Source organism: Bordetella parapertussis (assembly GCF_020735925.1).
In the GTDB taxonomy this organism is placed as follows: domain Bacteria; phylum Pseudomonadota; class Gammaproteobacteria; order Burkholderiales; family Burkholderiaceae_B; genus Bordetella; species Bordetella pertussis.
This window is the reverse complement of sequence record NZ_CP085971.1, coordinates 2,483,658-2,507,559: the sequence shown is the minus strand read 5'-3', so window position 1 is coordinate 2,507,559 and position 23,902 is coordinate 2,483,658. Positions and strand designations below refer to the sequence as shown.

18 protein-coding genes and 4 pseudogenes are annotated in these 23,902 nt (G+C 70.2%); 12 read left to right on the top strand and 10 right to left on the bottom strand.

The features are described 5' to 3' along the window. Positions 1 to 19 precede the first annotated feature (19 nt). Genes LK409_RS11970 through LK409_RS11955 form a run of 4 tightly spaced genes read right to left on the bottom strand, consistent with a single transcriptional unit; the run spans position 20 to position 3,605 of the window. Entirely contained in the window at positions 20 to 904 is an 885-nt protein-coding gene (locus tag LK409_RS11970) for a fumarylacetoacetate hydrolase family protein (protein ID WP_003811576.1), read from the bottom strand. 24 nt (positions 905 to 928) lie between these two features. Then, positions 929 to 1,348: a RidA family protein gene (locus tag LK409_RS11965; protein ID WP_010928725.1), complete on the bottom strand. Its 420-nt coding sequence runs from the start codon at positions 1,346 to 1,348 to the stop codon at positions 929 to 931. Positions 1,349 to 1,404: 56 nt separating this feature from the next. Beyond that, entirely contained in the window at positions 1,405 to 2,757 is a 1,353-nt protein-coding gene (locus LK409_RS11960) for a metal-dependent hydrolase family protein (protein WP_010928724.1), read from the bottom strand. An 8-nt stretch (positions 2,758 to 2,765) separates the two neighbouring features. Next, positions 2,766 to 3,605, bottom strand: a complete 840-nt coding sequence (locus LK409_RS11955; protein ID WP_010928723.1) for an alpha/beta fold hydrolase — start codon at positions 3,603 to 3,605, stop codon at positions 2,766 to 2,768. 159 nt (positions 3,606 to 3,764) lie between these two features. On the opposite strand from LK409_RS11955, the gene LK409_RS11950 reads away from it, so the two are divergent. Beyond that, on the top strand, positions 3,765 to 4,457 hold the full coding sequence (locus LK409_RS11950; protein WP_041937422.1) for a GntR family transcriptional regulator: 693 nt from the start codon (positions 3,765 to 3,767) through the stop codon (positions 4,455 to 4,457). Positions 4,458 to 4,503: 46 nt separating this feature from the next. Here LK409_RS11950 and LK409_RS11945 read toward each other — a convergent pair whose 3' ends face one another. Further along, a complete protein-coding gene (locus tag LK409_RS11945) occupies positions 4,504 to 5,850 on the bottom strand; it encodes a type II toxin-antitoxin system HipA family toxin (protein ID WP_003811566.1) in 1,347 nt (448 codons plus the stop codon). Further along, a complete protein-coding gene (locus LK409_RS11940) occupies positions 5,847 to 6,125 on the bottom strand; it encodes a helix-turn-helix domain-containing protein (protein ID WP_225665640.1) in 279 nt (92 codons plus the stop codon). Before LK409_RS11940 ends, LK409_RS11945 begins: the two co-directional genes overlap by 4 nt. 363 nt (positions 6,126 to 6,488) lie before the next feature. Between LK409_RS11940 and LK409_RS11935 the strand changes: the two genes are divergently transcribed. Continuing rightward, the gene (locus LK409_RS11935; protein ID WP_003811562.1) at positions 6,489 to 6,944 is read left to right on the top strand and encodes a PaaI family thioesterase; all 456 of its coding nucleotides are present in this window, start codon (positions 6,489 to 6,491) and stop codon (positions 6,942 to 6,944) included. Here the strand turns inward: LK409_RS11935 and LK409_RS11930 are convergent. The 4 genes from LK409_RS11930 to LK409_RS11915 all read right to left on the bottom strand — a co-directional run bounded on the left by LK409_RS11930 (position 6,941) and on the right by LK409_RS11915 (position 10,806). Then, positions 6,941 to 7,678, bottom strand: coding sequence for a TerC family protein (locus LK409_RS11930; protein ID WP_010928721.1), 738 nt, complete (start codon positions 7,676 to 7,678; stop codon positions 6,941 to 6,943). The two genes, LK409_RS11935 and LK409_RS11930, sit on opposite strands and share 4 nt — an antisense overlap. Positions 7,679 to 7,867: 189 nt before the next feature. Further along, positions 7,868 to 8,626, bottom strand: coding sequence for an SDR family NAD(P)-dependent oxidoreductase (locus tag LK409_RS11925; RefSeq protein WP_003811559.1), 759 nt, complete (start codon positions 8,624 to 8,626; stop codon positions 7,868 to 7,870). A 46-nt stretch (positions 8,627 to 8,672) separates the two neighbouring features. Then, complete coding sequence (locus LK409_RS11920; RefSeq protein WP_003811557.1) at positions 8,673 to 9,662, bottom strand: Bug family tripartite tricarboxylate transporter substrate binding protein; 990 nt, start codon at positions 9,660 to 9,662, stop codon at positions 8,673 to 8,675. Between the two features lie 181 nt (positions 9,663 to 9,843). Then, positions 9,844 to 10,806: a SphA family protein gene (locus LK409_RS11915; RefSeq protein ID WP_010928719.1), complete on the bottom strand. Its 963-nt coding sequence runs from the start codon at positions 10,804 to 10,806 to the stop codon at positions 9,844 to 9,846. A gap of 343 nt (positions 10,807 to 11,149) precedes the next feature. Between LK409_RS11915 and LK409_RS11910 the strand changes: the two genes are divergently transcribed. From LK409_RS11910 to LK409_RS11860, 10 genes and pseudogenes are all read left to right on the top strand, one after another. Next, positions 11,150 to 12,292, top strand: coding sequence for a formylglycine-generating enzyme family protein (locus LK409_RS11910; protein WP_010928718.1), 1,143 nt, complete (start codon positions 11,150 to 11,152; stop codon positions 12,290 to 12,292). A 55-nt stretch (positions 12,293 to 12,347) separates the two neighbouring features. Continuing rightward, positions 12,348 to 13,312: pseudogene (locus LK409_RS11905) on the top strand (AAA family ATPase). An 8-nt stretch (positions 13,313 to 13,320) separates the two neighbouring features. Continuing rightward, complete coding sequence (locus LK409_RS11900) at positions 13,321 to 14,262, top strand: DUF58 domain-containing protein (RefSeq protein ID WP_010926613.1); 942 nt, start codon at positions 13,321 to 13,323, stop codon at positions 14,260 to 14,262. Then, positions 14,259 to 14,750, top strand: coding sequence for a DUF4381 domain-containing protein (locus LK409_RS11895; protein ID WP_010926614.1), 492 nt, complete (start codon positions 14,259 to 14,261; stop codon positions 14,748 to 14,750). Before LK409_RS11900 ends, LK409_RS11895 begins: the two co-directional genes overlap by 4 nt. Further along, positions 14,737 to 15,743, top strand: a pseudogene (locus LK409_RS11890) (vWA domain-containing protein). The gene LK409_RS11895 and the pseudogene LK409_RS11890 overlap by 14 nt, the downstream one beginning before the upstream one ends. Beyond that, positions 15,734 to 17,239 (top strand): VWA domain-containing protein, encoded by a 1,506-nt coding sequence (locus LK409_RS11885; protein WP_010928717.1) that lies wholly within the window; start codon positions 15,734 to 15,736, stop codon positions 17,237 to 17,239. The pseudogene LK409_RS11890 and the gene LK409_RS11885 overlap by 10 nt, the downstream one beginning before the upstream one ends. Beyond that, positions 17,236 to 18,549: pseudogene (locus LK409_RS22875) on the top strand (BatD family protein); the annotation flags it as partial. The gene LK409_RS11885 and the pseudogene LK409_RS22875, both read left to right, overlap by 4 nt. Positions 18,550 to 18,562: 13 nt before the next feature. Then, on the top strand, positions 18,563 to 19,597 hold the full coding sequence (locus tag LK409_RS11870; protein WP_010928716.1) for an HAD family hydrolase: 1,035 nt from the start codon (positions 18,563 to 18,565) through the stop codon (positions 19,595 to 19,597). A gap of 49 nt (positions 19,598 to 19,646) precedes the next feature. After that, the gene (locus LK409_RS11865; protein WP_010928715.1) at positions 19,647 to 21,275 is read left to right on the top strand and encodes an arylsulfatase; all 1,629 of its coding nucleotides are present in this window, start codon (positions 19,647 to 19,649) and stop codon (positions 21,273 to 21,275) included. 78 nt (positions 21,276 to 21,353) lie between these two features. Beyond that, a pseudogene (locus tag LK409_RS11860) lies at positions 21,354 to 23,901 on the top strand (spermidine synthase). Position 23,902: the final 1 nt, after the last annotated feature.

The window sequence follows — 23,902 nt, the reverse complement described above, 5'->3', positions numbered from 1 at the left end:
CGTCAGGGGCGGCGCAGGGTCAGATGACAGGGTTTTCCAGCACGCCGATCGGTTCGGCGCGCACGCGCACCACGTCGCCGCGGCGCAGGTACTTGGGCGGGGTGAAGCCGATGCCCACGCCCACGGGCGTGCCGGTGGCGATCACGTCGCCGGGCTGCAGCGTGATGGATGCGCCGATGGCGCGCACCAGGGTGGGAATGTCGAAGATCAGGTCCGACAGGCGGGCGGACTGGCGCAGTTCGCCATTGACCTCGCAGGTGATTTCCAGGGCGCCGATGTCGCCGATCTCGTCGGCGCTGACCAGGGCGGGGCCCATCGGGCAGTACCCGTCGATGCCCTTGCCCAGCAGCCATTGGCTATGGCGTTTCTGCAGGCCGCGCGAGGTCACGTCGTTGACCAGCGTGTAGCCGAACACGAAAGACCACGGGTCGTCGTCCGGGGCGACGCGCCCGGCCTTGCCGATCACCACGGCCAGCTCGGCTTCGTAATCGACCGAATCGCACGGATCGAGCGCGGTGTCGATGGCGTCGCCCGGCCCGCTGACCGACGAGGGCGGCTTGCTGAAGATGATGGGCGCGGCGGGAACGGCGCCGGCCGCCGCGCTGGAGTCGAAGCCGCTGCGGGCGAACTCGCGGGCATGCTCGTGGTAGTTCTTGCCCACGCAGAACACATTGCGCGGCGGATTGGGCAGCGGCGCCAGCACGCGCACCGCGTCCAGCGCCACCGTATGGCGCGCCTGCGCGGCCAGCCGGGCGACGTCGCCGGCCAGTTGCCCGTGCCGTTGCAGCAAGGTCAGCAGGTCGGGCAGGTCCATGGCGTCGGTGAGGTCGACGAGGGTGTCCGGGCCGGTCATGACGCCGGCATGGCGGCGGCCGTCGGGCAGTTCGAAGCTGATGTATTTCACGTTGGATTCCGTTGCGGGTGGGGATCAGTCGCGCGCGCGCACGACCGCCTCGACTTCGATGAGAAACTCTTCCTTGACCAGCCGGTCCACGATGAGCAGGGTGCTGGGCGCATAGGCCTTGCCGGCGAACAGCGTGGGGAACAGTTCGGCGCGCTTGCGCATGAAGCGCGGGATGTCCTGCGAGTGCACCAGGTAGGTCGTGAACTTGGCCACGTCGTTGAAATCGACGCCCAGGCCGGCCAGCACATCGCGCAGGTTGCCGAACACCTGGTCGAATTGCGCCTCGAAATCGCCGACGCCGGCCACGGCGCCGTCGCGGCCCACCGCCAGTTGCCCGGCGACGAAGTACAGGTCGCCCGCGCGCACGCGCGTGGCGTGCGAGTACAGGCCCTGCGCCGGCGCGGCGCCTTCGGGGTTGAGATACTGCACGGCTGCTTGACTCATGTTCATGTCCTTGGGGGAAGGCGCCGCGCGGCGCCCGGTTGGGAAGAATCGGAAGGTCACTGCACCAGGCGCCCGCAGGCGTTCTCCTGGTCGTACTCATAGACGCCGGCCAGGAAGATCTTGGTGCGTTCGTACCACTTGCGCACGCGCGGCGCCGGCGCGGTGCGGTCCACCGGCGTGCCGCCCTTGAAGATGTAGTCGAAGCGGCTGGGCCGCTGCAACAAGGTGATGTCCTCGAGCGGATTGCCCGGCAGCACCAGCACGTCGGCCAGGCGGCTGGCCTCCAGCTTGCCGACCTCGTGGCCGTGGCGCGCCAGCAGGCGTGTGCAGGCCAGCGTATTGGCGTGGATGGCCTGCAGCGGCGTCAGGCCCAGCAGCTTGACGAAGATCTCCATCTCGCGCGCGTGCCAGTGGCCGTACGGCACCGGCGACCAGCCGCTCTCGCTGCCGGCCAGCAGGGGCACGCCCGCGTCGTAGGCGCGCCGCAGATTCACGCTGGCCGCCTCGATCTCTTGGCGGAAGGCCTGGGCGCTGGACGCCCCCGCGTGCGATTGCTTGGCTTCGACAAGGTTGACCAGCAGGGTCAGCGTCGGCGTGATCACGCACCCGTTCTTCAGGCATGCCTCGATGCCTTCGTCGTCGATGTACGAAGCGTGGAACAGATTGTCGAAGCCGGCCTGCGCGGCATACAGCGCCGCGTCGCGCGAGCGGGCGTGCACGCTGCACAGGCGCCCCAGGCGATGGGTCTCGTCGGCGATGATCTTGAATTCTTCGTAGGTGAACGCCGACGACCCCAGCGCATCGGGCGTGATCAGGTTGTCGTTCGACCCCGATACCTTGATGGCGTCGACCTCGTCCTTGACCTGGTAGTGGATCGCCTCGACCAGGTCCTCGCGCGTCTTGACCAGCACCGCGCTTTGCCCGGGCGGAAACGCCATTTCGTTGGGGAACGAATCCTCCAGCCCATGGTGATTGGTCAGCTGCTTGCCCGAGACCGTGAAGCGCGGACCCTCGAACATGCCGGTGTCGATGGCGTCGCGCACCGCCTGGGCGATGTTGTAGCTGGTGGCCGCGTCGAAGGCGCTGGTCACGCCGGCCTGCAGCACCTTGCGGGCATACCACAGCGCCTTGGCGGTGCGGAACTCGACCGGCGTATAAAGCGCATTCTCTTCCTCCGAGCGGGACTCGCCGAAGGAGATATGGGTATGGGCGTCGATCAGGCCGGGCATGATGGTGCGCCCGGGCAGATCCACCACCGTATGGCGGTCGCCGGCGTATTGCGCGGGCAAGCCCGATTGCGGGCCGACCCAGGCGATGCGCTCGCCCTCGGTGACGACGGCGCCTTGCTCCAGCGCCGGACCGAGCGTGCCGTCGATGACCCTGCCTTTGAGTACGTAGCCTGTTTTCATGGGGATATTCAGAGAAAGTAGGGAAGTGCGCCAAACCGCTGGTGCACCATGGCGAGGAAAACGTCCGGCCGCTCGAAGGCCACCGAATGGGAGCAACCGGCCAGCAGCACCAGGTCGGCATCGGCCAGCTGTTCTGCGATCCGTTGCGAGGCGGCGGGCGGGAAGGCGGCGTCGTCGCGCCCGTGCAGCAGCGTCACCGGACAGCGGATGCCGCGCAGCGTCCGTTCCGACAGCGTGGCCGCGGCGATATAGGTTGCGGGCGCGGCGTCGAACATGGCGTCGAAGTAATCGGCATAGCCCGGCGCGAAGATGACCGGCTCGCGCACGGCGAGATAGGCCTCGTCGATGACCGAATGGTCGTGGATCAACCCCTGCAGCGCCCGCACCAGTTCCGGGCGGCTGCGCGGGCACTTCCAGGTGCGGCGCGTCGCGTCGTTCGGCGCGAAGGGGATGCCCATGGTGCCGGTGGCCACCACGCCGCGCACCGCCGGATTGCCGCTGGCCACCGTCAGCGCCAGGGCGCCGGCCAGCGAGTGGCCGACCAGCCCGATCGGCCCCTCGCCCAGGTGGGACATCATGGCGCGTACCTGGCGAACCCACATGTCGAAATCGAAATACGGCGCGGCGGGCTTGCGGCCGCTCTGCCCGAAACCGACCAGGTCCATGGCGACCACGTCGAAGCGGCGCACCAGCGCCGGCAGCACCGCGCGCCAATTGCCCAGGCTGGACGCGCCCGGACCGGAGCCATGCACCAGCAGCAGCGTCGGCCCGCTGCCGCCGCGCAGGTAGGCGCATTGCGTGCCTTCGAAGGGGAGATGCGAGAGGGTGTATCCGTCGGGTAGGGACATGGCATGGCAATGGTTGTTTCGAATTAAAATGGATTCTATGTATTCAAATCGATCAAAACAACACCGCGTAAACCCGTACAGTAGAATCCATACTTGCATTGAAAATCAGTTATGGGTGCCGCGTGTGCTACCATTGCCGCACTATTGGTCAGCCACATCATGAAAAACGCGAAGAACGGGCGCACACTCAATGCCGAGGTCTACGCGCAATTGCGCGCGCAGATCCTTACCGGACAATTCATGCCGCGCCAGCGGCTCAAGGTTTCCCAGCTATCCGAGCAGCACGGCGTCAGCCTGAATGTCGTGCGCGAGGCCCTCAATCGCCTGGCCGGCGAGCAACTGGTCGAGCTGCAGCCCCAATTCGGGTTCGCGGTGCGCGGGCTGTCGGCCGAGGATCTGGTGGATCTGTTCGAGCAGCGCGGCGTGGTCGAGAGCCTGGCGCTGCGCCAGTCGATCGCGCGCGGCGACCTCAACTGGCAGTCGGACGTGGTGGCCGCGCACCATCGTCTGGGCGGCACCGCCGTGGTCTCGCCCGACGACCCGCAGAAGCTGAACCCGGAATGGCTGGCGCGCCACGAGGAGTTCAACCTCGTCATGATGCGCGCCTGCGGCAGCCCCCGGCTGCTGCAGATCGTGCGCCAGCTGGCCGAGGCCTCGGCCATCTACCAGCGCGCGCTGTTGCCCCTGGCGGCCGTGGCGGCGGAGCTCGAGACCGAGCACGACGACCTGCTGCAGCGCATCCTGGACGGCGACGCCGATGGCGCGGTGCGCGTGCTGCTCAAGCACATGGAACAGACCCGCGACGCCATGCTGCCTTTCCTGGTCCAGCAGGAAGTCGCCGAGCAGGCCTGAGGAAGCGGCCTGGCGGGCATTCCATGCATTGAACCCGCAACGCCGCTCAGGATGGCGGCCGCGCCGGCTGGCGGCGCCTGCGTGGCGCCAGCAGCGGCGACTCGCCGATGCGTTGCGCGGCAAAGTGCGCGGCGGGAGCGGGCCGTGGCAGCCCCTCGTCGCGCGCCGTTGCGACCCAGTCGGGAACGGCGATCTGCCGGCGTTCGCTCAGCCGCTTCATACCCTCGTTCCATTCCCACAGCATGCGCAAGCCGACCGGCTCGAAACCCGGCGTATGGCGGATGTGCGCCTTGAGTTGCGGCACGGTGTCGGCGATCGCCGAACACACCCGGTCGACCAGCTCGCGCTGCGCAGCGGGTGCGAAACCGAGGTGCTGCTGCAGGTAACGCCACAAGGCCTTGGACATGGTCCATGACTTGCGGCCATCGAGGGCCATGCCGGGCGGATTGGCCGCATAGCGGTCGTAGGCAAGAATCGTCAACATGTCATAGACCGGTGCGATGCGCACGTCGTCGATCGTGTCATAGACGAGGGCAAGATTCTTGGCGTGGCAATCCGCGTTGCCCAATGCGAAACTCAGCAGCAGCGTGATCGCCAATTGGGTGCGGGCTTGCAGCCGTCCTTCCGGCCGCACGTAATCGCTGGCCACGCGGGCCACGCGCTCCCAGGTGCTGTCGTATTTTTCGTCGGCCGACAGGCCCAGCAGGCTGCAGAAGTCCTCGAAGCCCAGGCGGCGGCCGGTAGCCGGATCGATGTCGAATCGCTCGACCACCAGCACTTGTCCGTCGTCGGACACTCTGGTGCGTGCCACCGGGATGCCGGTGCCTTGCGCGGCCGTCATGCAAAGATGCTCGTTGAGGGCCACGAAGGGTTGATGCTCGGAGCTGCCCTTGACAATATGCCGCTCGGTGGCGATGGTGCCCTTGCGAAAGAGCGCCTGGGTTGCCGGCGTGAGGAATTTGGGGACCACGCCCGAGACGCCGGAGGCGGCGTATTGGGCCATCAGTTCCAGAAAGACCTGTTGCGATGCCGGCCCGTGCAGCAGCGGATCCAGGCTCTCGAGTGCCATCGCGGGCTCGAGCGTCGCGCCCGCGCTGACCTGGACGCGGCCGATCATGTTCGGGCCGACGACTGCCAGGAGATCCAGCTGCCTGGCGCCCAGTTGGGGACCGAGCTGCTCCTTGAGCAGCATGAGAAGAAATCCCTCGGGCAGGCTTACCTGGAAGAAGGGATGCAGCGTTGGCCAGCGCCAGGGCTCGGCGCGCACCGGCATCGTCAGCGATGCGAATCTGGCCGGGTCCGTTTCGGGCAGGTAGGCCAGCCGATGCTGGAAGCCATCGGGGCTGTCGAGGAGGGCGACTCGGGTCCCGTGGACGAAGACGTTCAGCTTCAAGACGGGTCCTTGGCGTCGTCCAGGCGGCCGCGTCGCTCGGCCAGCAGATCGTCGAGATCGGGGCGGCGCACGGCCGGCTTGAAGTCGAATTCCAGGTCCAGGGCCTGCAGCAGCGTCAGCAGCTTGTTCAGGGAAAAGTCGCTCGCCGAACCGGCCTCGAAGCGGGAGATGGCTTCCTGACGCATGCCCGTCGCGGCGGCCAGCTCGCGCTGGGTTTTGCGGGCCTGTTTGCGCAAGGTTCTGAAGCGCGCGCCCACGTCCGGCAAGGTCTTCATCGAAATATATGCGGCAAGAGGCATAAAATACACCCGACCAAGAAAAAAATGCTGTGAAACGCATAAATCGAAGAGCAGCGATCTGATGAGCACGTCTTAATTTATGCGATCGGTAGCATATTTTAGCAGTTAATCTGAAAATTATGCGTTCATCAGCATAATTCTCCTTGCGCGCTCCCATGGGCTGCGGCGCAAAGCGCCGCAACCCGGCTCGTCCGGGCTACCATTTGTTTAGAAGTCACTTTAAATAATCAAGATTAAAAAATATACTTAACTTGTTGATATTAAATATATTAAATAAAACACGGAAGTGATTTCCGCAGCCCATGAGCGCGCACGCACGCCGGGCTGGTGGTACGCTGGATGGCATTCCTCCAACCATCCCTGTTTATGAACGATTCCATTCCCGACGGTTTCGCGCCCTGGCGGCCGGGCAGCCCCTTCATGGCCCATCTGGCCGATCTAGGCACCTTCTACGTGCGCGAGGCCGACGACGCGCTGGCCGTGCGCGTGGGACCGCCGCATACCAACATGCACGGCATCGCGCACGGCGGGCTGCTGGCCACGCTGGCCGACAGCGCGCTGGGCTACTGTATCTCGCGGCGGGCACAGGCGTCGGTGGTGACGGTGCAGATGTCGGTCGAATACCTGAGCGCGGTCAAGCCGGGCGACTGGCTGCAGGCGCAGGTGCGCATCGACAAGCAGGGGCGCCGGCTCATCTACGCCACTTGCCTGCTGCAGGTCGAAGACAGGCTGATGCTCAAGGCCAACGCGGTGTTCGCCGTGCGGGCGGCGCCGGCGCCGGTTTCGGACGGCTAGCCGCCCGGCGTGGTGGAGGCCGATTCGTCGTGGGTCGGCCGGGCATGGCGGCGGCGGGCCGCCAGCCACTTGCCGGCCGCCACCACCACCAGCGCCCCGGCGGCTTCCACGGCCAGCTTCAGCATGGGCGCGGGCTCGCCCCAGCGCTCGACCACGTAGATGTCGGTGATGAGCATGCCGCCGGCGATCCAGCCCAGCAGGCCGGCACCCAGGGTGACGACCAGCGGGAAGCGGTCGATCAGCTTGAGCACCAGCGTGCTGCCCCAGACGATGATGGGCACGCTCACGCACAGCCCGAAGATCACGTAGTACAGCTGGTGGTCGGCCTGCGCGTTCTGGGCCGCGCCGGCGATGGCGATGACGTTGTCCAGGCTCATGGCGAAATCGGCCAGGATGATGGTGCGGATCGCGGCCAGCACCGAGGTGCCGCCGGTGATGTTGCCGTGCGCGTCCTCATGCGGGGCCAGCAGCTTGACGCCTATCCAGACCAGCAGCAGGCAGCCCAGGGCCTTGAGAAACGGAATGTCGAGCAGGACCAGCGCGAAGGCGATCAGCAGCACGCGCAGCAGCACCGCGCCGGCCGTGCCCCACAGGATGCCCTTGATGCGTTGCCGGCGCGGCAGGTTGCGACAGGCCAGCGCGATCACGACGGCGTTATCGCCGCCGAGCAGGATGTCGATCAGAACGATCTGGAATATGGCGCCCCAATGGAACGTCTCGATGGCCTCGACCATAAGTAGTCCGCCGAAAGGACGATGGAGCGCCGCATCGACGCGGCCCGCAGGCCGCTCCCTTGAAAGACACGCTCCTGCCGATTCTAGGCAGGGCGGCGGGCGGATCGGCCAGTACCGGTGACGCGCTCAGGGTTACTGGGCCGGGGCGCGGCGCGCGCCGGTCGTCGAGGCGCGGCCGTTGCGCGGTTCTTACGCGGCCGCGGCGCGCCCGCCGTCGATCTGGAAGATCGAGCCGGTCACGTGGCGCGATTCCTCGCTGGCCAGGAACACCGCCATCGCGGCGATTTCGTCCGGTTCGGGCAGGCCCAGCAGGTGGCGCGACACCGCCGCGGCCACGCGCGGATCCTCATCGATGAAGCGCGCCATGCGCTCGGACAGCACGGCGCCGGGCGCGATGGCGTTGCAGCGCACGCGCTGCTCGGCGAACTCCACCGCCATCGAGCGCGTGAGCGCATGCACGCCGCCCTTGGCGGCCGTGTAGGCGTCGCGCCCTTTCAGGCCGCGCAGGGCCGCGATCGACCCCATGTTGACGACCGCGCCGCCGCCGGCCGCGGCGATGCGCGGGATGGCATGGCGGCAGCACAGCACGGTGCCCAGCAGGTCGATGTTGATGGCGCGCCAGAATTCCTCCAGCGCGAATTCCACCACCGAGCGGTCGTTCAGGCTGGAGCCGCCGGCGTTGTTGACCAGGATGTGCAGCGGCCCATGCTCGGCCTCGGCCAGCTCCAACGCTTGCCGCACGCTGTCTTCGTCGGTCACGTCCAGGCGCGCGAAACGCGCGCGCGCGCCGGTTGCGGCCAGCTCCGCGGCCAGCGCCTGGCCGCGCTCGGCATCGATATCGCCCAGCAGCACGCTCGCGCCCTCGGCGCAGAAGCGGCGCGCCATGGCCGCGCCGATACCGACGGCCGCGCCGGTGATGAGGGCGTTGCGCCCCGAAAGTCGTCCCATAGTGTGTCCTGGTGAGGGCCGGGCCGCTTCGGCCCGGCCCGATGGTTCATTCGAGTCGGGTGCCCGAGCGCTTGACGATCTCGTCCCAGCGGGCGATCTCGTCCTGGATGAACTGGCCGAAGGCCGGGCCATCGAGCGTCTTGATGTCCATGCCCAGCGCTTCCAGGCGCTCGCGGATGGCCGGCTGCTGCACGGCGGCGATCATATCAGCCGACAGTTTCTCGGCGATCGGCGCGGGCGTGCCCGCCGGAGCCAGCACGCCGAACCAGGCGCGCACGTTGAAGCCTTCCAGCCCTTGCTCGGCCACCGTGGGCAGATCGGGGAAGGCCGACGAGCGATGCGCGGCGGTGACCGCGATCGGGCGCACCTTGCCGCTCTTGATGAAGGGCAGCGCCGCGGGCACGTCGACGAACATCAGCTGCACCTGGCCCGACACCAGGTCGGTCAGCGCCGGCACGCTGCCGCGATACGGCACGTGCAGCAGCTCGACGCCGGCGGCCAGCTTGAACAGCTGGCCCGACAGGTGCTGCGAGCTGCCGTTGCCGGCCGACCCATAGGCGACCTTGCCGGGGTTGGCGCGCAGGTATTCGATCAATGTCGGAATCGAGGTTACCGGCAGGTCGTTGTTGACCAGCACGATATTGGTCTGCTCGGCCAGCAGGGCCAGCGGGGTGAAACCCTTGACCGGATCGTAGGGCAGGCGCTCGCCATAGAGCGCGGGGTTGATGCCGTGGGTGGCGATGGTGCCCATGCCGATGGTGTAGCCATCGGGCTTGGCGCGCGCCAGCAGGTCGGTGCCGATATTGCCGCTGGCGCCGGTGCGGTTTTCCACCACGATCGACTGGCCGTAGCGGGTGGACAGTTCGCTGGCCATGGTGCGCGCCAGCGTGTCCAGCACGCCGCCGGTGGAGAACGCCACCAGCAGGTGAATCGGCTTGTCGGGGTAGGTACCGGTACTGGCGGCCGCCGGGGCGGCCAGGAATCCAGCCGAGCCCACCACGGCCAAGGCATGGGCAAATCGGCGAATCAATCGCATGCGAGTCTCCATCTTGTTGTCGTGACTGAAGGCAGGCGACGATCTCGCCCGCGCCAGGCGCACATTAAGGCAGACCCGGGCGGGCAGGCAAAACCAAATCTTTTTATGGATTCAGCAGAATATTTTATGAATGCGCGCGGCCGCGCGGCGCGGCCTGGAAAGTCCGCGAGATCCCGGCGGGTCAGAAGATCAGCGCGACGGTGCCCAGCACGGTGCTGTCGCTGTCGAGCCGGCGCGTGCTGCTGATGGTGGGGGTCCAGCGCAGGCTGAACGACAGCGAACGCTGGTCCGCCAGCTTGCGGTCATAGGTGAGGATGGGGCCGAGCGCCCAGTCGCGGCCCTCGAAGCCGTTGAGGCGGTCGGCCGTCGGGCCCTTGTCCGGCCCCAGCTGCTGCTGGGTGCCGACGATGAGCCCGGCGCCCACGCCGTTGCCGAACAGCTTGCGGCCCATCAGCTCCAGGCCGAAGATCGGCGCGTTGCGGTAGTCGGTGGCCGTATTGCGGGTATAGAACTGCACGTTGGCCACGGCGTCGAGCTGCAGGCCGTGTTCGGGGAACATGCCGGTATAGGCGACCTGCGGAATGAAGGTCCAGTTGTTCAGGCTGGGGTTGGCCAGCGCGTCGGCGTCGTACTTGCCGGTGGGCGCCCAGATGCTCAGGCTCAGGGCCAGGTGCTGGGTCTCGGAGAAGTGGTAGCCGGCGATCAGGGGCGTGAAGTTCAGGTCGAACAGATTGGACGCGATGTCGCTTTCGCGGGCCGCGCGTCCGCGCTCGCCGGCCAGCGTGGCGGTGATCTTGAGCCACAGGTAGGGGACGGTCAGGCTGGAGGCGAAGTTCCAGCGTCCGGGGCCGGTGTCCCAGGTCTTCATGAGCGTAGCCAGGGTCAGGGCCATTTCGGCGTCCAGGCCCAGCGAGGTCTTGCCCGCCACGGGCACTTCGCGGCTGCCGCCTATCCTGCCGTCGAGATAGAGCTGGCCCAGGCTCAGCACCGTAATGGGTTGCGGCGACACCACACCGGCATTGGGCTGCACCGTCGTGCCCGTGACCAGCCTGCCCAGCGCGCCTTCGGTGGCGCGTGCCGCGCCGGGCAGGGCGGCCAGCGCCAGACCGGCGTTGCAAAAGCGCCATGCAAACCTGCTGCGCATATTGTCTCCACGATCGCTGCGTAGGAAGCCGGACGGACGAGCAGCCAGGCGGCGGATGGCATCCGGAACATGGGGGGCTGGTCGGTGGATGCGCGCTGGCTCGCTGCCTGCCCGGCGAGTTTCTGCCGATTCCCCAGGGTCGTCAAGCCGGTGCGCAAGGTTACCGATTGCCCCAAAGTTGATGACAACTGAAAACAAAACTGGGTATCCTGCCAGGGTCGAATGTCTCCCTGGGCGCGGATCGGGGGACATTCAGCTGGATCTGGCAAGCCTTGGCGGTACCGTGTTGGCGATGGCGCCTCTGTGGGGCGCTCCGTTCTCAGACGCGTGACGGAGAAGGGCCGTGAAGCAGCAGCTGAAGATCGCATTGGCCATGGCGACCATCGTGGGCGCCGCGGGCGCGCTGGGCGCCTATGTGGCGAGCACGTCCGATGCGCCGCAGGCGCCCGCCGTCAGGCTGGGCGACGGCAAGGCGGGGCCGGCCGGCATGGCCTGGATTCCCGGCCACCAGTTCCTCATGGGCAATGACCACAAGCTGTCGCAGCCCAACGAGCGCCCCGCGCACCAGGTGCGGGTCAGCGGGTTCTGGATGGACGTGCACGACGTCACCAACGCACAGTTCCGCCGCTTCGTGCAAGCCACCGGCTACCTGACGACCGCCGAACGCAAGCCGCGCTGGGAAGACCTGCGGCCGCAGCTGCCGCCCGGCACGCCGCGTCCGGACGACAGCCAGCTGGCGCCCGGCGCCATGGTATTCGTGGGCACCCGGAGCGAAGTCTCGCTGCGCGACTATTCGCGCTGGTGGCGCTTCGTGCCGGGCGCCAGCTGGCGCCATCCGCAAGGGCCGGGCAGCGGCATCGACGGCAAGGACGACCACCCGGTCGTGCAGGTGTCGTACGAAGACGCGCAAGCCTATGCCCGCTGGGCCGGCAAGCGCCTGCCCACCGAGGCCGAATGGGAATTCGCCGCGCGCGGCGGGCTGGAGCAGGCCACCTACACCTGGGGCGACGAGCTGCTGCCGCAGGGCCAGGCCATGGCCAACATCTGGGATACCCGCCAGCAGCAGCCGTTTCCGGTCGTCAAGGACGAGAAAGTGCAGGTCGGCACGACGCCGGTGGGCAGCTTCGCGCCCAATGGCTATGGCCTTTACGACATGGCCGGCAATGTGTGGCAATGGACGGCCGACTGGTACCGGGCCGACGCGTTCCGGATCCAGGCCCAGTACCGCGAACCCCCGCTCGATCCGGCCGGCCCCGCCGACAGTTTCGACCCGGACGACGGCAATGTGCCGGCCGCGGCGCCCAAGCGCGTGACGCGCGGCGGTTCCTTCCTGTGCAGCGACACCTATTGCATCAGCTACCGCGCCAGCGCGCGGCGGGGCACCGATCCGCTCAATCCCATGTCGCACCTGGGCTTTCGAACGGTGATGACGCCGGAGCAATGGAAGCTGGCCCAGGCCCGCCAGGGCCGCCTCGCCAGCCGCTGAGCCGGCGCGCGCCGGCGGCCCGCGCACGTGGGCGCGGACACACACAGGAGCATGCATAGCCAATCGTGATGGCATTCTGGCGTTGGAACAGGCGGTGTCGGCGGCGGTGCTGGGGCAGGCGGCGGTGATCCGCCACGTGCTGGTCGCCTTGCTGGCCGATGGCCACGTGTTGCTCGAAAGCCTGCCGGGCCTGGCCAAGACGCGCACGGTCAAGGCGCTGGCGGCGCACCTGGACGCGACCATGCGGCGCATCCAGTTCACGCCCGACCTGCTGCCTTCGGACATCACCGGCGCCGACGTGCTGCAGCAGGACGCCGAAGGCCGCCAGCGCATCGAGTTCCAGCAGGGGCCGCTGTTCGGCAACCGCTGGCCGACGAGATCAACCGCGCGCCGGCCAAGGTGCAATCGGCCCTGCTGGAGGCGATGGAGGAGCGGCAGATCACGGTGGGCGGGGTGACGCGGCCGATGGCGCCGCTGTTCATGGTGCTGGCCACCCAGAACCCCATCGAGCAGGAGGGCACGTATCCGCTGCCGGAAGCGCAGATGGACCGTTTCCTGATGAAGATCCGGCTGGACTATCCGGCCGCCGACGACGAGAGCGCGATGCTGGCCTTGCTGCGCGCCGCGCCCCAGCCCGGCGCGGCCGCCGCGACGCGGCTTGCGCAGGAGGAGTTGTTTGCCTGCCGGGACGCGGCGGCCGCCCTGTATGTGGCGCCGGCGGTCGACCGCTACATCGTGGATCTGGTCAACGCGACGCGGCGGCCGGCCGACTACGACGCCGAGCTGGGCCGCTGGATACAGATCGGCGCCAGCCCGCGCGGCGCCATCGCGCTGGACCGCGCGGCGCGCGCGCATGGCTGGCTGGCCGGCGCCGACTTCAGTTCGCCCGACGATGTGCGCGCCGTGGCGCATCCCGTGCTGCGCCATCGCCTGCACCTGTCGTACGACGCGGTGGCCGACGGCGTCACGGCCGAACAGGTCATCGACCGGCTGCTGGACACCGTGGCCGTGCCCGCCTAGGAACGCCGATGCCGCGCGCCGCCCATCCCGTCCACCCGCCGTTGCCCGAACTGATGGCGCTGGAAGCGGCCGTGGGCGGCCTGTCGTTCGTGGCCGGCCAGCCGCTGGGCAGCGTGCTGGCCGGCCTGCATGGCTCGCGGCTGCGCGGCCGCGGGCTGGACTTCGCCGAACTGCGGCGCTATGTGCCGGGCGACGACCTGCGCCAGCTCGACCCGCGCGCGTCGCTGCGCTACGGCAAGCCGTACGTGCGCGCCTATACCGAGGAGCGCGACCGGCCCGCGATGATCGTGGCGGACCAGCGCATGAGCATGTATTTCGGGTCGGTGCGCGCCTTCAAGTGCGCGGTGGCGGCCCGTCTGGCGGCGCTGGCGGCCTGGACCGCCTATCGCGGCGGCGACCGCGTCGGCGGCCTGGTGTTCGACGACGACGGCGTGCGGGCGTTCAAGCCGCTGCGCAGCCGCGACCGGGTGCAGGCGCTGCTGGCGGAAGTGGCGCGCGCCAACGCCGGGCTGTCCGCGGCGCGGCCCGAGCGGCCGGCGGGCGCCGGACTGAACGCGGCGCTGCGCGGCGCGCTGGCGCATGCGCCGCACGATTGCCTGGTGTGCATCGTGAGCGACTTCGCCGGCGCCGACGCCGAGACCTTGCGCACGCTGCGCCTGCTGGCGCGGCACAACGACGTGGTGGCGATGCTGGTGTTCGATCCCATGGCGCAGGATCTGCCGCGCCGCGGCCGGCTGGTGGTGACGCAGGGCGAATTGCAGCTGGAGATTGCCGTGGGCCGGCAGCGCGAGCGCCAGCCGCTGGCCGACTTCTTCAGCGGCCGCCTGCGCGAAGTGGCCGACCTGCTGCGGCGCAGCCGTGTGCCGCTGCTGTCGATCGACACGGCCGAGGACGAAGTGGTGCAGCTGCGCCGCGCGCTGGGGCGCCTGCAGACGGGAGCACGGCGATGAGCGACGCGCTGCCCGGCCTGGACCAGTTGCAGGAGCTGCCGCTGCCGGCGGCGGTGCCGTATTGGCCGCAGACCTGGGGCTGGGCGGTGCTGGCGGCGCTTGTGCTGGCCGGCGCGGCATGGGCCGGCTACGCGGGCTGGCGGCGCCGGCGCCGCAACCGGTACCGGCGCCAGGCGCTGGCCGAGCTGCAGCGGCTGGCGCGCGCCGCGGCCGCCGATCCGCTGGCCGCGCGCGCCTTGCCGGGCCTGCTCAAGCGGACCGCGCTGGCGGCCGGCCAGCCCGCCGTGGCGCCGCTGGGCGGCCAGGCGTGGCTGGCGCGCCTCGCGCAGGATGCCGCAGGCGCCGCGTTCCCGGACGACAGCGCGCGCATGCTGGCGCTGCTGGCCTATGCGCCCGACGGCGCCGTGCGGGCGCTGGACGCGCCGGCGCTGGCGCGCCTGTTCGCGGCCAGCCGCCGCTGGGTGGAGAGCCATCATGTGGCGGCTTGAGTATCCCTGGCTGCTCGCCGCCGCGCCGCTGGCGCTGGCGGCCTATCGCTGGCTGCCGGCCTACGTGCAGGGCCGGCAGGCGCTGCGCCTGCCTTTTTTCGACGCCATGGCCACGCTGACCGGCAAGTCGCCCACGCGCCCGGGCGTGCAGCGCGGCCGGGCCCAGTTGTGGGTGAACGTCGCCGTGTGGCTGCTGCTGGCGCTGGCGCGTCCGCAATGGGTCGAGCCGCCGCTCACGCACGTAGAGCCCATGCGCGACATCCTGCTGGCCGTGGATATCTCGCAGTCCATGGACAGCGAGGATTTCCGCGATGTGCAGGGCCGGCCGGCGTCGCGCTGGCAGGCGGTCCAGGCGGTAGTGGGCGACTTCATCGACAAACGGCCGGACGACCGGCTGGGGCTGATCGTGTTCGGCGCCGGCGCCTACCCGCAGGCGCCGCTGACGCGCGACCACGCCGCGCTGCGCCTGCTGCTGCAGCGCACGGCGGTGGGCATGGCCGGACCCAACACCGCGCTGGGCGACGCCATCGGCCTGGGCATCCGCATGCTGGACCACGCCCGGGAGCGCGACAAGATACTGATCCTGCTGACCGACGGCAATGACACGGCCAGCGCCGTGCCGCCGGCGCGCGCGGCCGAGCTGGCCGCGCAGCATCGGGTCGTGGTGCACACCATCGGCATCGGCGACCCCGCCGCCAGCGGCGAGGACCGGGTGGATTTCGACGCCTTGCGCGACATCGCGCGCATCGCCGGCGGGCGTTTCTTCCGCGCCCGCGACCAGGCGTCGCTGCAGGAGGTGTACGCCACGCTGGACCGCATCACGCCGCACGAAGTGCGCACGCTGCGCCACCAGCCCAAGCGCGAGGATTTCTGGATGCCGCTGGGCGCGGCGCTGGCGTTGCTGGCGCTGTGGCATGGCGGGGCGGGGCCCTGGCCGCCTGGCGCTCGGCGCGCCCGGACCGGCAGGCGCGCCGGGAGGACGCATGGACATAGACCTGAGCGCCTTCCATTTCCTGCGCCCATGGTGGCTGCTGGCCGTGCCGCTGACCGCGCTGCTGTGGTGGGCGCGCCGCGGCGAGCGCGGCGCGCCCGGGCGCGACCTGCGCATCGCGCCGGCGCTGCTGCCGTACCTGGTGCTGCGCACGCCGGGCAGCCGCGGGCCGCGTCCCATCGATGCGCTGGCGCTGTTCCTGGCGCTAGGCGGCGTCGCCGCGGCGGGGCCCGCCTGGCAGCGCGACGAGCCGGCCTATCTGGACAACGTGGCGCCGCTCATCGTGGCGCTGGATCTGTCCGCTTCCATGGACGGCGCGGACGTGCCGCCCACGCGGCTGGAAGCGGCCAGGCGCGTGCTGCGCGACCTGGCGGCGCGGCGCGCGGCCGCCCGAACCGGGTTGATCGCCTATGCGGGCAGCAGTCATCTGGTGCTGCCGCCCACCGACGACGCGGGCTTGCTGGACCTGTTTGCGCAGGCCCTGGCCACCGGCCTGATCGAGCGCCCGGGCCGCGACGCCGACGGCGCGATTGCGCTGGCCGCACAGGCCCTGGCGGCCGAGCGCGCCGGCGGCACCTTGCTGATCCTGACCGACGGCGCCGACCGTGCGCGCATGGACGCCGTGCGCCGGCAGGCCCAGGCCGCGCGCGACATGCAGGTGCTGGTCATGGCGGTGGGCGTGAACGGCATCGATACGCAGGCCCTGCAGGAGCTGGCGCGCGCCGCCGGCGCGGCGCTGGGCAGCCTGACGGGCGGGCCGGACGACCAGGACTGGATCGCGCTGCATGCGCAGGCGCATTTCCGTGCGGTGCAGGATGCGCAGTCCGGGCCGGTGCATTGGAAGGACGCGGGATACTGGCTGTGCTGGCCATTGGCCTTGCTGGCGGTGCGCCGCGGCTGGAGCGTGGCCTGGAGCGCCGGCGTGCTGGTCGTGGCCATGGCCGGCATGCCGCAGCCGGCGCGCGCCGATGCGCTGGCCGATGCCTTCCTGACCGCCGACCAGCAGGGCCGCCGGGCCTTCGAGCACGGGCGCTACGACGAAGCGGCGCGGCATTTCCATGATCCGTACTGGAAAGGCCGGGCGGCCTACGAAGCCGGCGATTACAAGGCCGCGCTGGCGGCATTCTCGACCCTGCCCAGCGCCGAGGGCTATTTCTATGTCGGCAATACCCAGACTCGCCTGCATCGGTACGACGCCGCGCTGGCGGCCTACGACCGGGCGCTGGCGCTGAAGCCGGGCTGGCAGCCGGCCGTGGTGAACCGCGGCATCGTCGCGCGCCTGCTGGCCGCCATGGCGCAGACGCAGCAGGACCAGCCGGCCGAGCCGCCCGACCAGACGATTGCCGACCGGACCGCGCAGGCGGGCAAGATGAGCCAGGCGCCGGTGGCGCAGGCCGGCTCGGAAGAGGCCTGGCTGCGCAATCTGACGCTGTCGCCGGCGCGCTTCCTGCGCAGCAAGTTCGCCGCCGAGGACGCGGCGGCCGGAGCGCGGCCATGAGGCGCTGGCTGCCGCTCGCCTGCGCGGCCTTGCTGGCATTGGGGCTGGCCGGCGCGCCGCGCGCCCAGGACGCGCCACCGCTGCGCGTGACAGCGCGCCTGCCCGCAGGCGCGCCGGCGCAGGCTGGCGCCACGCTGCGCCTGGAGCTGGACGTGATGACCACCACCTGGTTCACACAGCCGCCGCGGCTGCCCGCGCTGACGCTGCCGGGCGTGATGGTGACGCCGCCGTCGGGCGAAGGCGAGCTGGTGCGCGCCGAACACAATGGCGTGGCGTACAGCGGGCTGCGCTACACCTATCTGCTCAGTCCCACCGCCGCGGGCCAGGTGCAGGTGCCGGCGCTGGCGGTCAGCGCCGAGGTGGGGCCGGGCAAGACGCCGGCCAGCGCCAGCAGCGCGCCGCTGTCGTTCACCGTCGGCGGCGCGGCGGGCGGGCAGCCGGCCCCGCACGGCGCGCTGACGGTGTCGCAGGACTTCGCGCTGGCGCCGGACCCGCTGGTGGCAGGCGGCCGGGTGACGCGCAGCATTACGCAGCGCGCCGAAGGGGTGCAGGCCATGCTGCTGCCGCCGGCGCCGTTGGCCGATGTGCCCGGTTTCAAGCGCTATGCGCGCGAACCGGAGGTGACCACGCTGACCGATGGCCGTGGCGGTTTCGTGGGCGGGCAACGTATCGATCGCGCCGATTACGTGGCCGAGCAGGCCGGCGAGCTGAGCCTGCCGGCAGTGACGCTGGCCTGGCGCGACGGCGCCGGCGGGCAGCCGCGCCAGCAGGCGCTGCCCGGCCGCACCTTCGCGGTGGCGGCCGCGCCGGCCGTCGCGCCGCCGTTCTCGCTGACCGACGATCTGGCCCGGCTGCGCCACGGCTTGCGCTGGGTGCTGCCGGCGGCCTGGCTGGCCTGGGCCGCCGGCGGTGCGCTGGCCTTGCTGGCGCTCTGGCTGGGTTGGCCCTGGTGGCGCCAGGGCCTGTGCCGGCTGCGCGCGCGGCGGCGGGCCGGCGAGCCCTGGCACTGGCGCGCCTGGCGCCGCGAGGCGCGGCGCGACAGCGGCACGCTGAGCGCGTTCTACCGCTGGCTGGCGCTGGCCGCCGGCGCGCCCGATATGCGCGGCGCCACGGCGACGCTGGACGAGGCGGCGCAAGGCGCGGCGGCAGCCGCGCTGCGCGACGCCTATGGCCGCGCCCCGGCCCGGGCCGGCTGGCGAGCCCGCCTGGGCATGGCGTCACGGCAATGGCGCGGCAATTGGCGGGCGCGCCGCGCCGCCGCGCCGGCGCATGGCCTGCCTGAGGTTCTCAACCCCGCGCGCGCCGCGCGTCAAGGAGCTGACGATGAACAGACATACGACCGAGAGTTGGCGCCGCTGGGCGGCGCGCCTGGGCGCGGCCGCCATGGCCTTGCTGCTGGCCGCCTGCGCGGCGCCGCGCCAGCAGGCCGCGTCCGTCGACGAGCTGCCGTCCTGGAACGACGGACCGTCGCGCACGGCCATCGTCGAGTTCGTGCGCGCGGTCACGCGCTCCGGCGGGCCGGATTTCGTCGCCGCCGACGAACGCATCGCCGTGTTCGACAACGATGGCACGCTGTGGAGCGAGCAGCCCATGTACTTCCAGATGCTGTTCGCGCTGGACCGCGTCAAGAGCATGGCCCCGCGCCATCCCGACTGGGCGCGCCGCCAGCCGTTCAAGGCCGCGCTCCAGGACGACCACGCGGCGCTGGCCAAGGGCGGCGACGCGGCGTTGATGAAAATCGTCGGCGCCACGCACACCGACATGAGCACCGACACTTTTACCCGCAGCGTCAGGTACTGGGCCTCGACCGCCCGCCATCCGCGCTTCGACCGGCTCTATACGGAACTGACTTTCGCGCCCATGCGCGAACTGCTGGACTATCTGCGCGCCCACGGCTTCAAGACCTATATCGTCTCGGGCGGCGAAACCGAGTTCATGCGGCCCTGGACGCAGCAGGCCTATGGCATTCCGCCGGAGCAGGTCATCGGCTCCAGCTTCGTCACGACCTACGGCGTGCGCGATGGCGAGCCCACGCTGTGGCGCCACGGCAAGCTGGAATTCAACGACGACGGACCGGGCAAGCCGGTGGCCATCCAGCGCTACATCGGCCGGCGCCCGATCCTGGCGTTCGGTAATTCGGACGGCGACCTGCAGATGCTGCAATGGACCGCGGCGGGCGATGGCAAGCGTTTCGCCGGCCTGGTGCATCACACCGATGCGCAGCGCGAATGGGCCTATGACCGCGATTCCCGGATCGGCAGGCTCGATCGCGCGCTGGACGAAGCGCGGCGGCAGGACTGGACCGTGGTGGACATGAAGACCGAGTGGAAGCGCGTATACGCATTCGAACAACCCTGAAGTTTGTTGACTTGGCGGCACAAGGCCCTGTCGGGCGAGGAGAGCAGTCATGAATGCAAGACGATGGTTGACGGCGGCGCTGGTGGCCGCCGGGGGGCTGGCGGTGGCGGCCGGCGCGCATGCGCAGGCCCAGGGCGATGCGGCCAAGCCGCAAGCCTCCGGCAAGCCGCCCAATATCCTGGTGATCTTCGGCGACGATATCGGACAGGCCAACATCAGCGCGTATACGCGCGGCGTGGTCGGCTACACCACGCCCAATATCGACCGAATCGCCAAGGAGGGCATCATCTTCACGGACTACTACGCCGAGAACAGTTGCACGGCGGGCCGGTCCTCGTTCATCACCGGCCAGTCGCCGCGGCGCACCGGCCTGTCCAAGGTCGGCGTGCCCGGCGTCGACGTCGGCCTGCAGGACCGCGACGTCACCATCGCGCAGGCGCTCAAGGCGCACGGCTACGTGACCGCGCAATTCGGCAAGAACCACCTGGGCGACCGCGACGAATATCTGCCCACCAAGCACGGCTTCGACGAATTCTTCGGCAACCTCTATCACCTCAATGCCGAGGAAGAACCCGAGCGGCCGTACTGGCCCAAGGATCCCAAGGATCCGGTGGTCAAGGCGTACAAGCCGCGAGGCGTCATCAAGGCCAGCGCCGACGGCAAGATCGAGGACACCGGCGCGCTGACCTCCAAGCGCATGGAGACCATCGACGACGAAACCGTGGGCGCCGCGCTGGACTACATCGACAAGCACGGCAAGGGCGACAAGCCGTTCTTCGTGTGGATGAACACCACGCGCATGCATATCTATACGCATATCCGGCCCGAGCACCAGGGCAAGAGCGGCATGCCCGGCAACGACTACGCCGACGGCATGTGGGAGCACGACCAGGATGTCGGCAAGCTGCTCAAGAAGCTGGACGACCTGGGCATCGCCGACAACACCATCGTGGTCTACACGACAGACAACGGGCCCAACCAGTTCAGCTGGCCGGACGCCGCCACCACGCCGTTTCGCAACGAGAAGGACTCGAACTGGGAAGGCGCGTTCCGGGTGCCCGCCATGGTGCGCTGGCCCGGCCACATCCCGGCGGGCGTGACCAGGAACGGCATGGTGTCCGGGCTGGACTGGTTCCCGACGCTGCTGGCCGCGGCGGGCGAGGGCGACATCAAGGAAAAGCTGCTCAAGGGCTGGGCCGCGGGCAACGGCGGCAAGAACTACAAAGTGCACCTGGACGGCTACAACCAGCTCGAGTACCTGACCGGCAAGAGCGACAAGAGCGCGCGCAACGAATTCTATTACTTCAACGACGACGGCCTGCTGGTCGCCATGCGGATGGAGAACTGGAAAATCGTGTTCTGCGAACAGCGCGCGCCCGGCGGCTTCGACGTGTGGAAGGATCCCTTCGTGTGCCTGCGGGTGCCCAAGGTGTTCAACCTGAGGATGGACCCCTACGAGCGCGCCGATATCGTGTCCGACCAGTACTACGACTGGCTGTCCAAGAACGCCTACCTGGCTTTCATCGGCTCGGCCAAGGCCTCGGAGTTCCTGGAGACCTTCGTCGAGTGGCCGCCCAGCCAGCGTCCTGCCAGCTTCAGCGTGGACCAGGTGCAGGAAGAGGTGGATCGCAAGATCATGCAGTACTTCGAAGAGCAGAAGAAGAAGCAGGGCAAGTAGGCGCGGGCGGGCGCGGGCAGGCCCCGCGCCCGCTTGCGTCGCGCACGCCATGGGCATGTCTTTTACGGATCACTCGACATGAGCAGCACACCCTTGCGGGCCGGGCGCGCGGCGGCGCCGCCGCGCGCCGAAGCTCGGCCGCTGGCCGGACTGTGGGCGCCGGCCCTCTTGCTGGCGCTGTCCGGCACTGCGGCGCTGATATTCCAGATCCTGTGGATCAAGCAGTTGTCGCTGATCGTCGGCGTGGAAGTGCACGCCATCGCGCTGGCGCTCAGCGCCTTCTTCCTGGGCCTGGCGGCCGGCGGCTGGTGGCTGGGGCGCCGGGCCGACCGCAGCCTGCGCCCGCTGCGCCTGTACGCGGCCATCGAGGCCGGCGTGGCGGTCCTGGCGCTGGCGGTCACGCTGGCGCTGGCGCGCGCCGCGCCGCTCTTCGTGCAGGGCGAGCAGTACAGCCCCTGGCTGGCCTGGCTGGCGGTGCTGCTGCTGGTGGGCGCGGCGCCGTTTCTCATGGGCGGCACCTTGCCGGTGCTGCTGCGCGCGGCCGGCGCGGGCCGGGTGGGGCGCTCCGGGGCCACGCTGTACGCGGCCAATACCGGCGGGGCCATCGCCGGCGCGCTCTTGCCGGCCTTCCTGCTGATTCCCGCGCTGGGCGTGCAGGGCAGCGCCTGGGCGGCCGCGGGCCTGAACCTGCTGGCCGCGCTGGGCGCCTGCTGGCTGGACCATCGGCGCGGCGCGGTCGCCGGACTCGCCGAGCAGCCCGTGGCGACGCCCGCGGCTGGCGAATGGTCGCCGGGAGCCCGCCTGGCCATCGGCCTGTACAGCGTGGCCGGCGCCATCGCCATGGGCTACGAAGTGCTGTGGTCGCAGATGATCGTGCCCTTCATGAGCACGCGCGCGTTCGCGTTTTCCATCGTGCTGGCGGTGTACCTGGCGGGGCTGGCCGGCGGCGCGGCCTGGTATGCCCGCTGGGAGAGCCGGCTGGGCGATCCGTGGCGGGTGTTCGGCCTGCTGATCGCCGGCGCCGGGGTGGCCGCGCTGGTCGAGGCGGCCTTGCTGGGCCGCTGGCTGGTGGCCGCGCAAAGCGTGGCCGAGGCCGCCGTGGTGGACTGGACCGCCAGCGGCCTGGCCGGCATGAGCGCGCGCTTCGCCGTGGCCGCGGCGGCGGTGGTGCTGGTGCCCACGCTCTTGCTGGGCGCGGCGTTTCCGGCCGTGCTGCGCATTGCCGTGCCGCCCGGGCGGCGCGGCCAGGGCGCCGGCGCGGTGCTGGCCGGCAATACGCTGGGCGGTATCGCCGGCACCGCGCTGACGGCCTTCGTGCTGCTGCCGTACCTGGGCACGGTGCGGGCCCTGGCGCTGCTGGCGCTGGCGGCATGCTGCGTGGGCGCGCTGGCGGCGTGGCGCGCGCCGGCCCCGGCCGCGATGGCGCGGGCGTTGGTGGCGGCGCTGACCGGCGCGGCGCTGATCCTGGCCTGGGCCTTGCCCGCCTCGCACCTGGCGCGGCTGCTGCCGGGCGCCCAGGGCGGCAGGCTGCTGTTCTACGAAGAGAATCATGGCGGCACCGTGGCGGTGGTGGAAAGCGGGCAGGGCGAGCAGCGCTTCCATCGTCTCTACATCCAGGGCGTCTCCAACTCGGGCGACGCCATGCCTTCGCTGCGCTACATGCGGCTGCAGGCCTTGCTGCCGCTCATCGTGCATGCCGGCGAACCGCGCTCGGCGCTGGTGATCGGCTATGGCACCGGCATCACGGCCGGCGCGCTGTCGCGCTATCCGGGGCTGCGCCAGCGCGTGGTGGCCGAACTGCTGCCCGACGTGCTGCACGCCGCGCCGCTGTTCCAGGGCGCCTACGGCGCGGCCGGCGACCCCGGCCTGCAAGTGCGGCTGCGCGACGGGCGGCGCGAGCTGCTGGCCAGCCCCGAACGCTACGACCTCATCACCCTGGAGCCGCCGCCGCCGTCGGCCGCCGGCGTGGTCAACCTGTATTCGCGCGACTTCTACGCGCTGGCCGCCCGGCGGCTGAACATGTACGGCATCGCCGCGCAATGGCTGCCGCTGCCCACGCAGAACCTGGACGATACGCGCGCGCTGGTGGCCAGCTTCATCGAGGTGTTCCCGCACGCCACGCTGTGGACCACGGAGTTCCACGAAATGCTGCTGGTCGGCTCGCTGGCGCCCCTGCCGCTGGACGCCGCCCGCATCGCCGCGCGCTACGCCCAGCCCGGCGTGCGCGAAGCGCTGTCGGAAGTGGGGGTGGATTCGCCGGCGGCGCTGCTGGCGACCTGGGTCACCGACCGCGCGGGGCTGGCGCGCTTTGCCGGCCAGACGCCCGCGGTGACCGACGACCGGCCCGCCATCGAGTATGCCGGCTGGGTGCGGCCGCGCGAAGTGGCGCGCACGCTGCCGGCGCTGATGGCGCTGCGCGGCGCGCCGCCCCTGCAGGGCGACGGCGTCATCGCCGCCGCCGAGATCGCCCGCGCGCGCGCCGAGCTGGACGTGCTTGTACCGCAGCGCCCTGGCCGCCTACCAGGGCGACCGGCAGGCATGGGCCAGCCATGCGCCGGCGCTGGCGCGCGCCAGCCGCGACAATCCGTATCTGCGCTGGTTCGTGGGCGGGGCCGGGGAGCGCTAGG

Excerpts from the sequence above, each read along its gene's own strand:
- LK409_RS11965 (WP_010928725.1), bottom strand. The coding sequence starts at position 1,348 with ATGAGTCAAGCAGCCGTGCAGTATCTCAACCCCGAAGGCGCCGCGCCG.
- LK409_RS11960 (WP_010928724.1), bottom strand. The coding sequence starts at position 2,757 with ATGAAAACAGGCTACGTACTCAAAGGCAGGGTCATCGACGGCACGCTC.
- LK409_RS11955 (WP_010928723.1), bottom strand. The coding sequence starts at position 3,605 with ATGTCCCTACCCGACGGATACACCCTCTCGCATCTCCCCTTCGAAGGC.
- LK409_RS11950 (WP_041937422.1), top strand. The coding sequence starts at position 3,765 with ATGAAAAACGCGAAGAACGGGCGCACACTCAATGCCGAGGTCTACGCG.
- LK409_RS11940 (WP_225665640.1), bottom strand. The coding sequence starts at position 6,125 with ATGAAGACCTTGCCGGACGTGGGCGCGCGCTTCAGAACCTTGCGCAAA.
- LK409_RS11935 (WP_003811562.1), top strand. The coding sequence starts at position 6,489 with ATGGCATTCCTCCAACCATCCCTGTTTATGAACGATTCCATTCCCGAC.
- LK409_RS11930 (WP_010928721.1), bottom strand. The coding sequence starts at position 7,678 with ATGGTCGAGGCCATCGAGACGTTCCATTGGGGCGCCATATTCCAGATC.
- LK409_RS11925 (WP_003811559.1), bottom strand. The coding sequence starts at position 8,626 with ATGGGACGACTTTCGGGGCGCAACGCCCTCATCACCGGCGCGGCCGTC.
- LK409_RS11920 (WP_003811557.1), bottom strand. The coding sequence starts at position 9,662 with ATGCGATTGATTCGCCGATTTGCCCATGCCTTGGCCGTGGTGGGCTCG.
- LK409_RS11915 (WP_010928719.1), bottom strand. The coding sequence starts at position 10,806 with ATGCGCAGCAGGTTTGCATGGCGCTTTTGCAACGCCGGTCTGGCGCTG.
- LK409_RS11900 (WP_010926613.1), top strand. The coding sequence starts at position 13,321 with ATGCCGCGCGCCGCCCATCCCGTCCACCCGCCGTTGCCCGAACTGATG.
- LK409_RS11895 (WP_010926614.1), top strand. The coding sequence starts at position 14,259 with ATGAGCGACGCGCTGCCCGGCCTGGACCAGTTGCAGGAGCTGCCGCTG.
- LK409_RS11885 (WP_010928717.1), top strand. The coding sequence starts at position 15,734 with ATGGACATAGACCTGAGCGCCTTCCATTTCCTGCGCCCATGGTGGCTG.
- LK409_RS11870 (WP_010928716.1), top strand. The coding sequence starts at position 18,563 with ATGAACAGACATACGACCGAGAGTTGGCGCCGCTGGGCGGCGCGCCTG.
- LK409_RS11865 (WP_010928715.1), top strand. The coding sequence starts at position 19,647 with ATGAATGCAAGACGATGGTTGACGGCGGCGCTGGTGGCCGCCGGGGGG.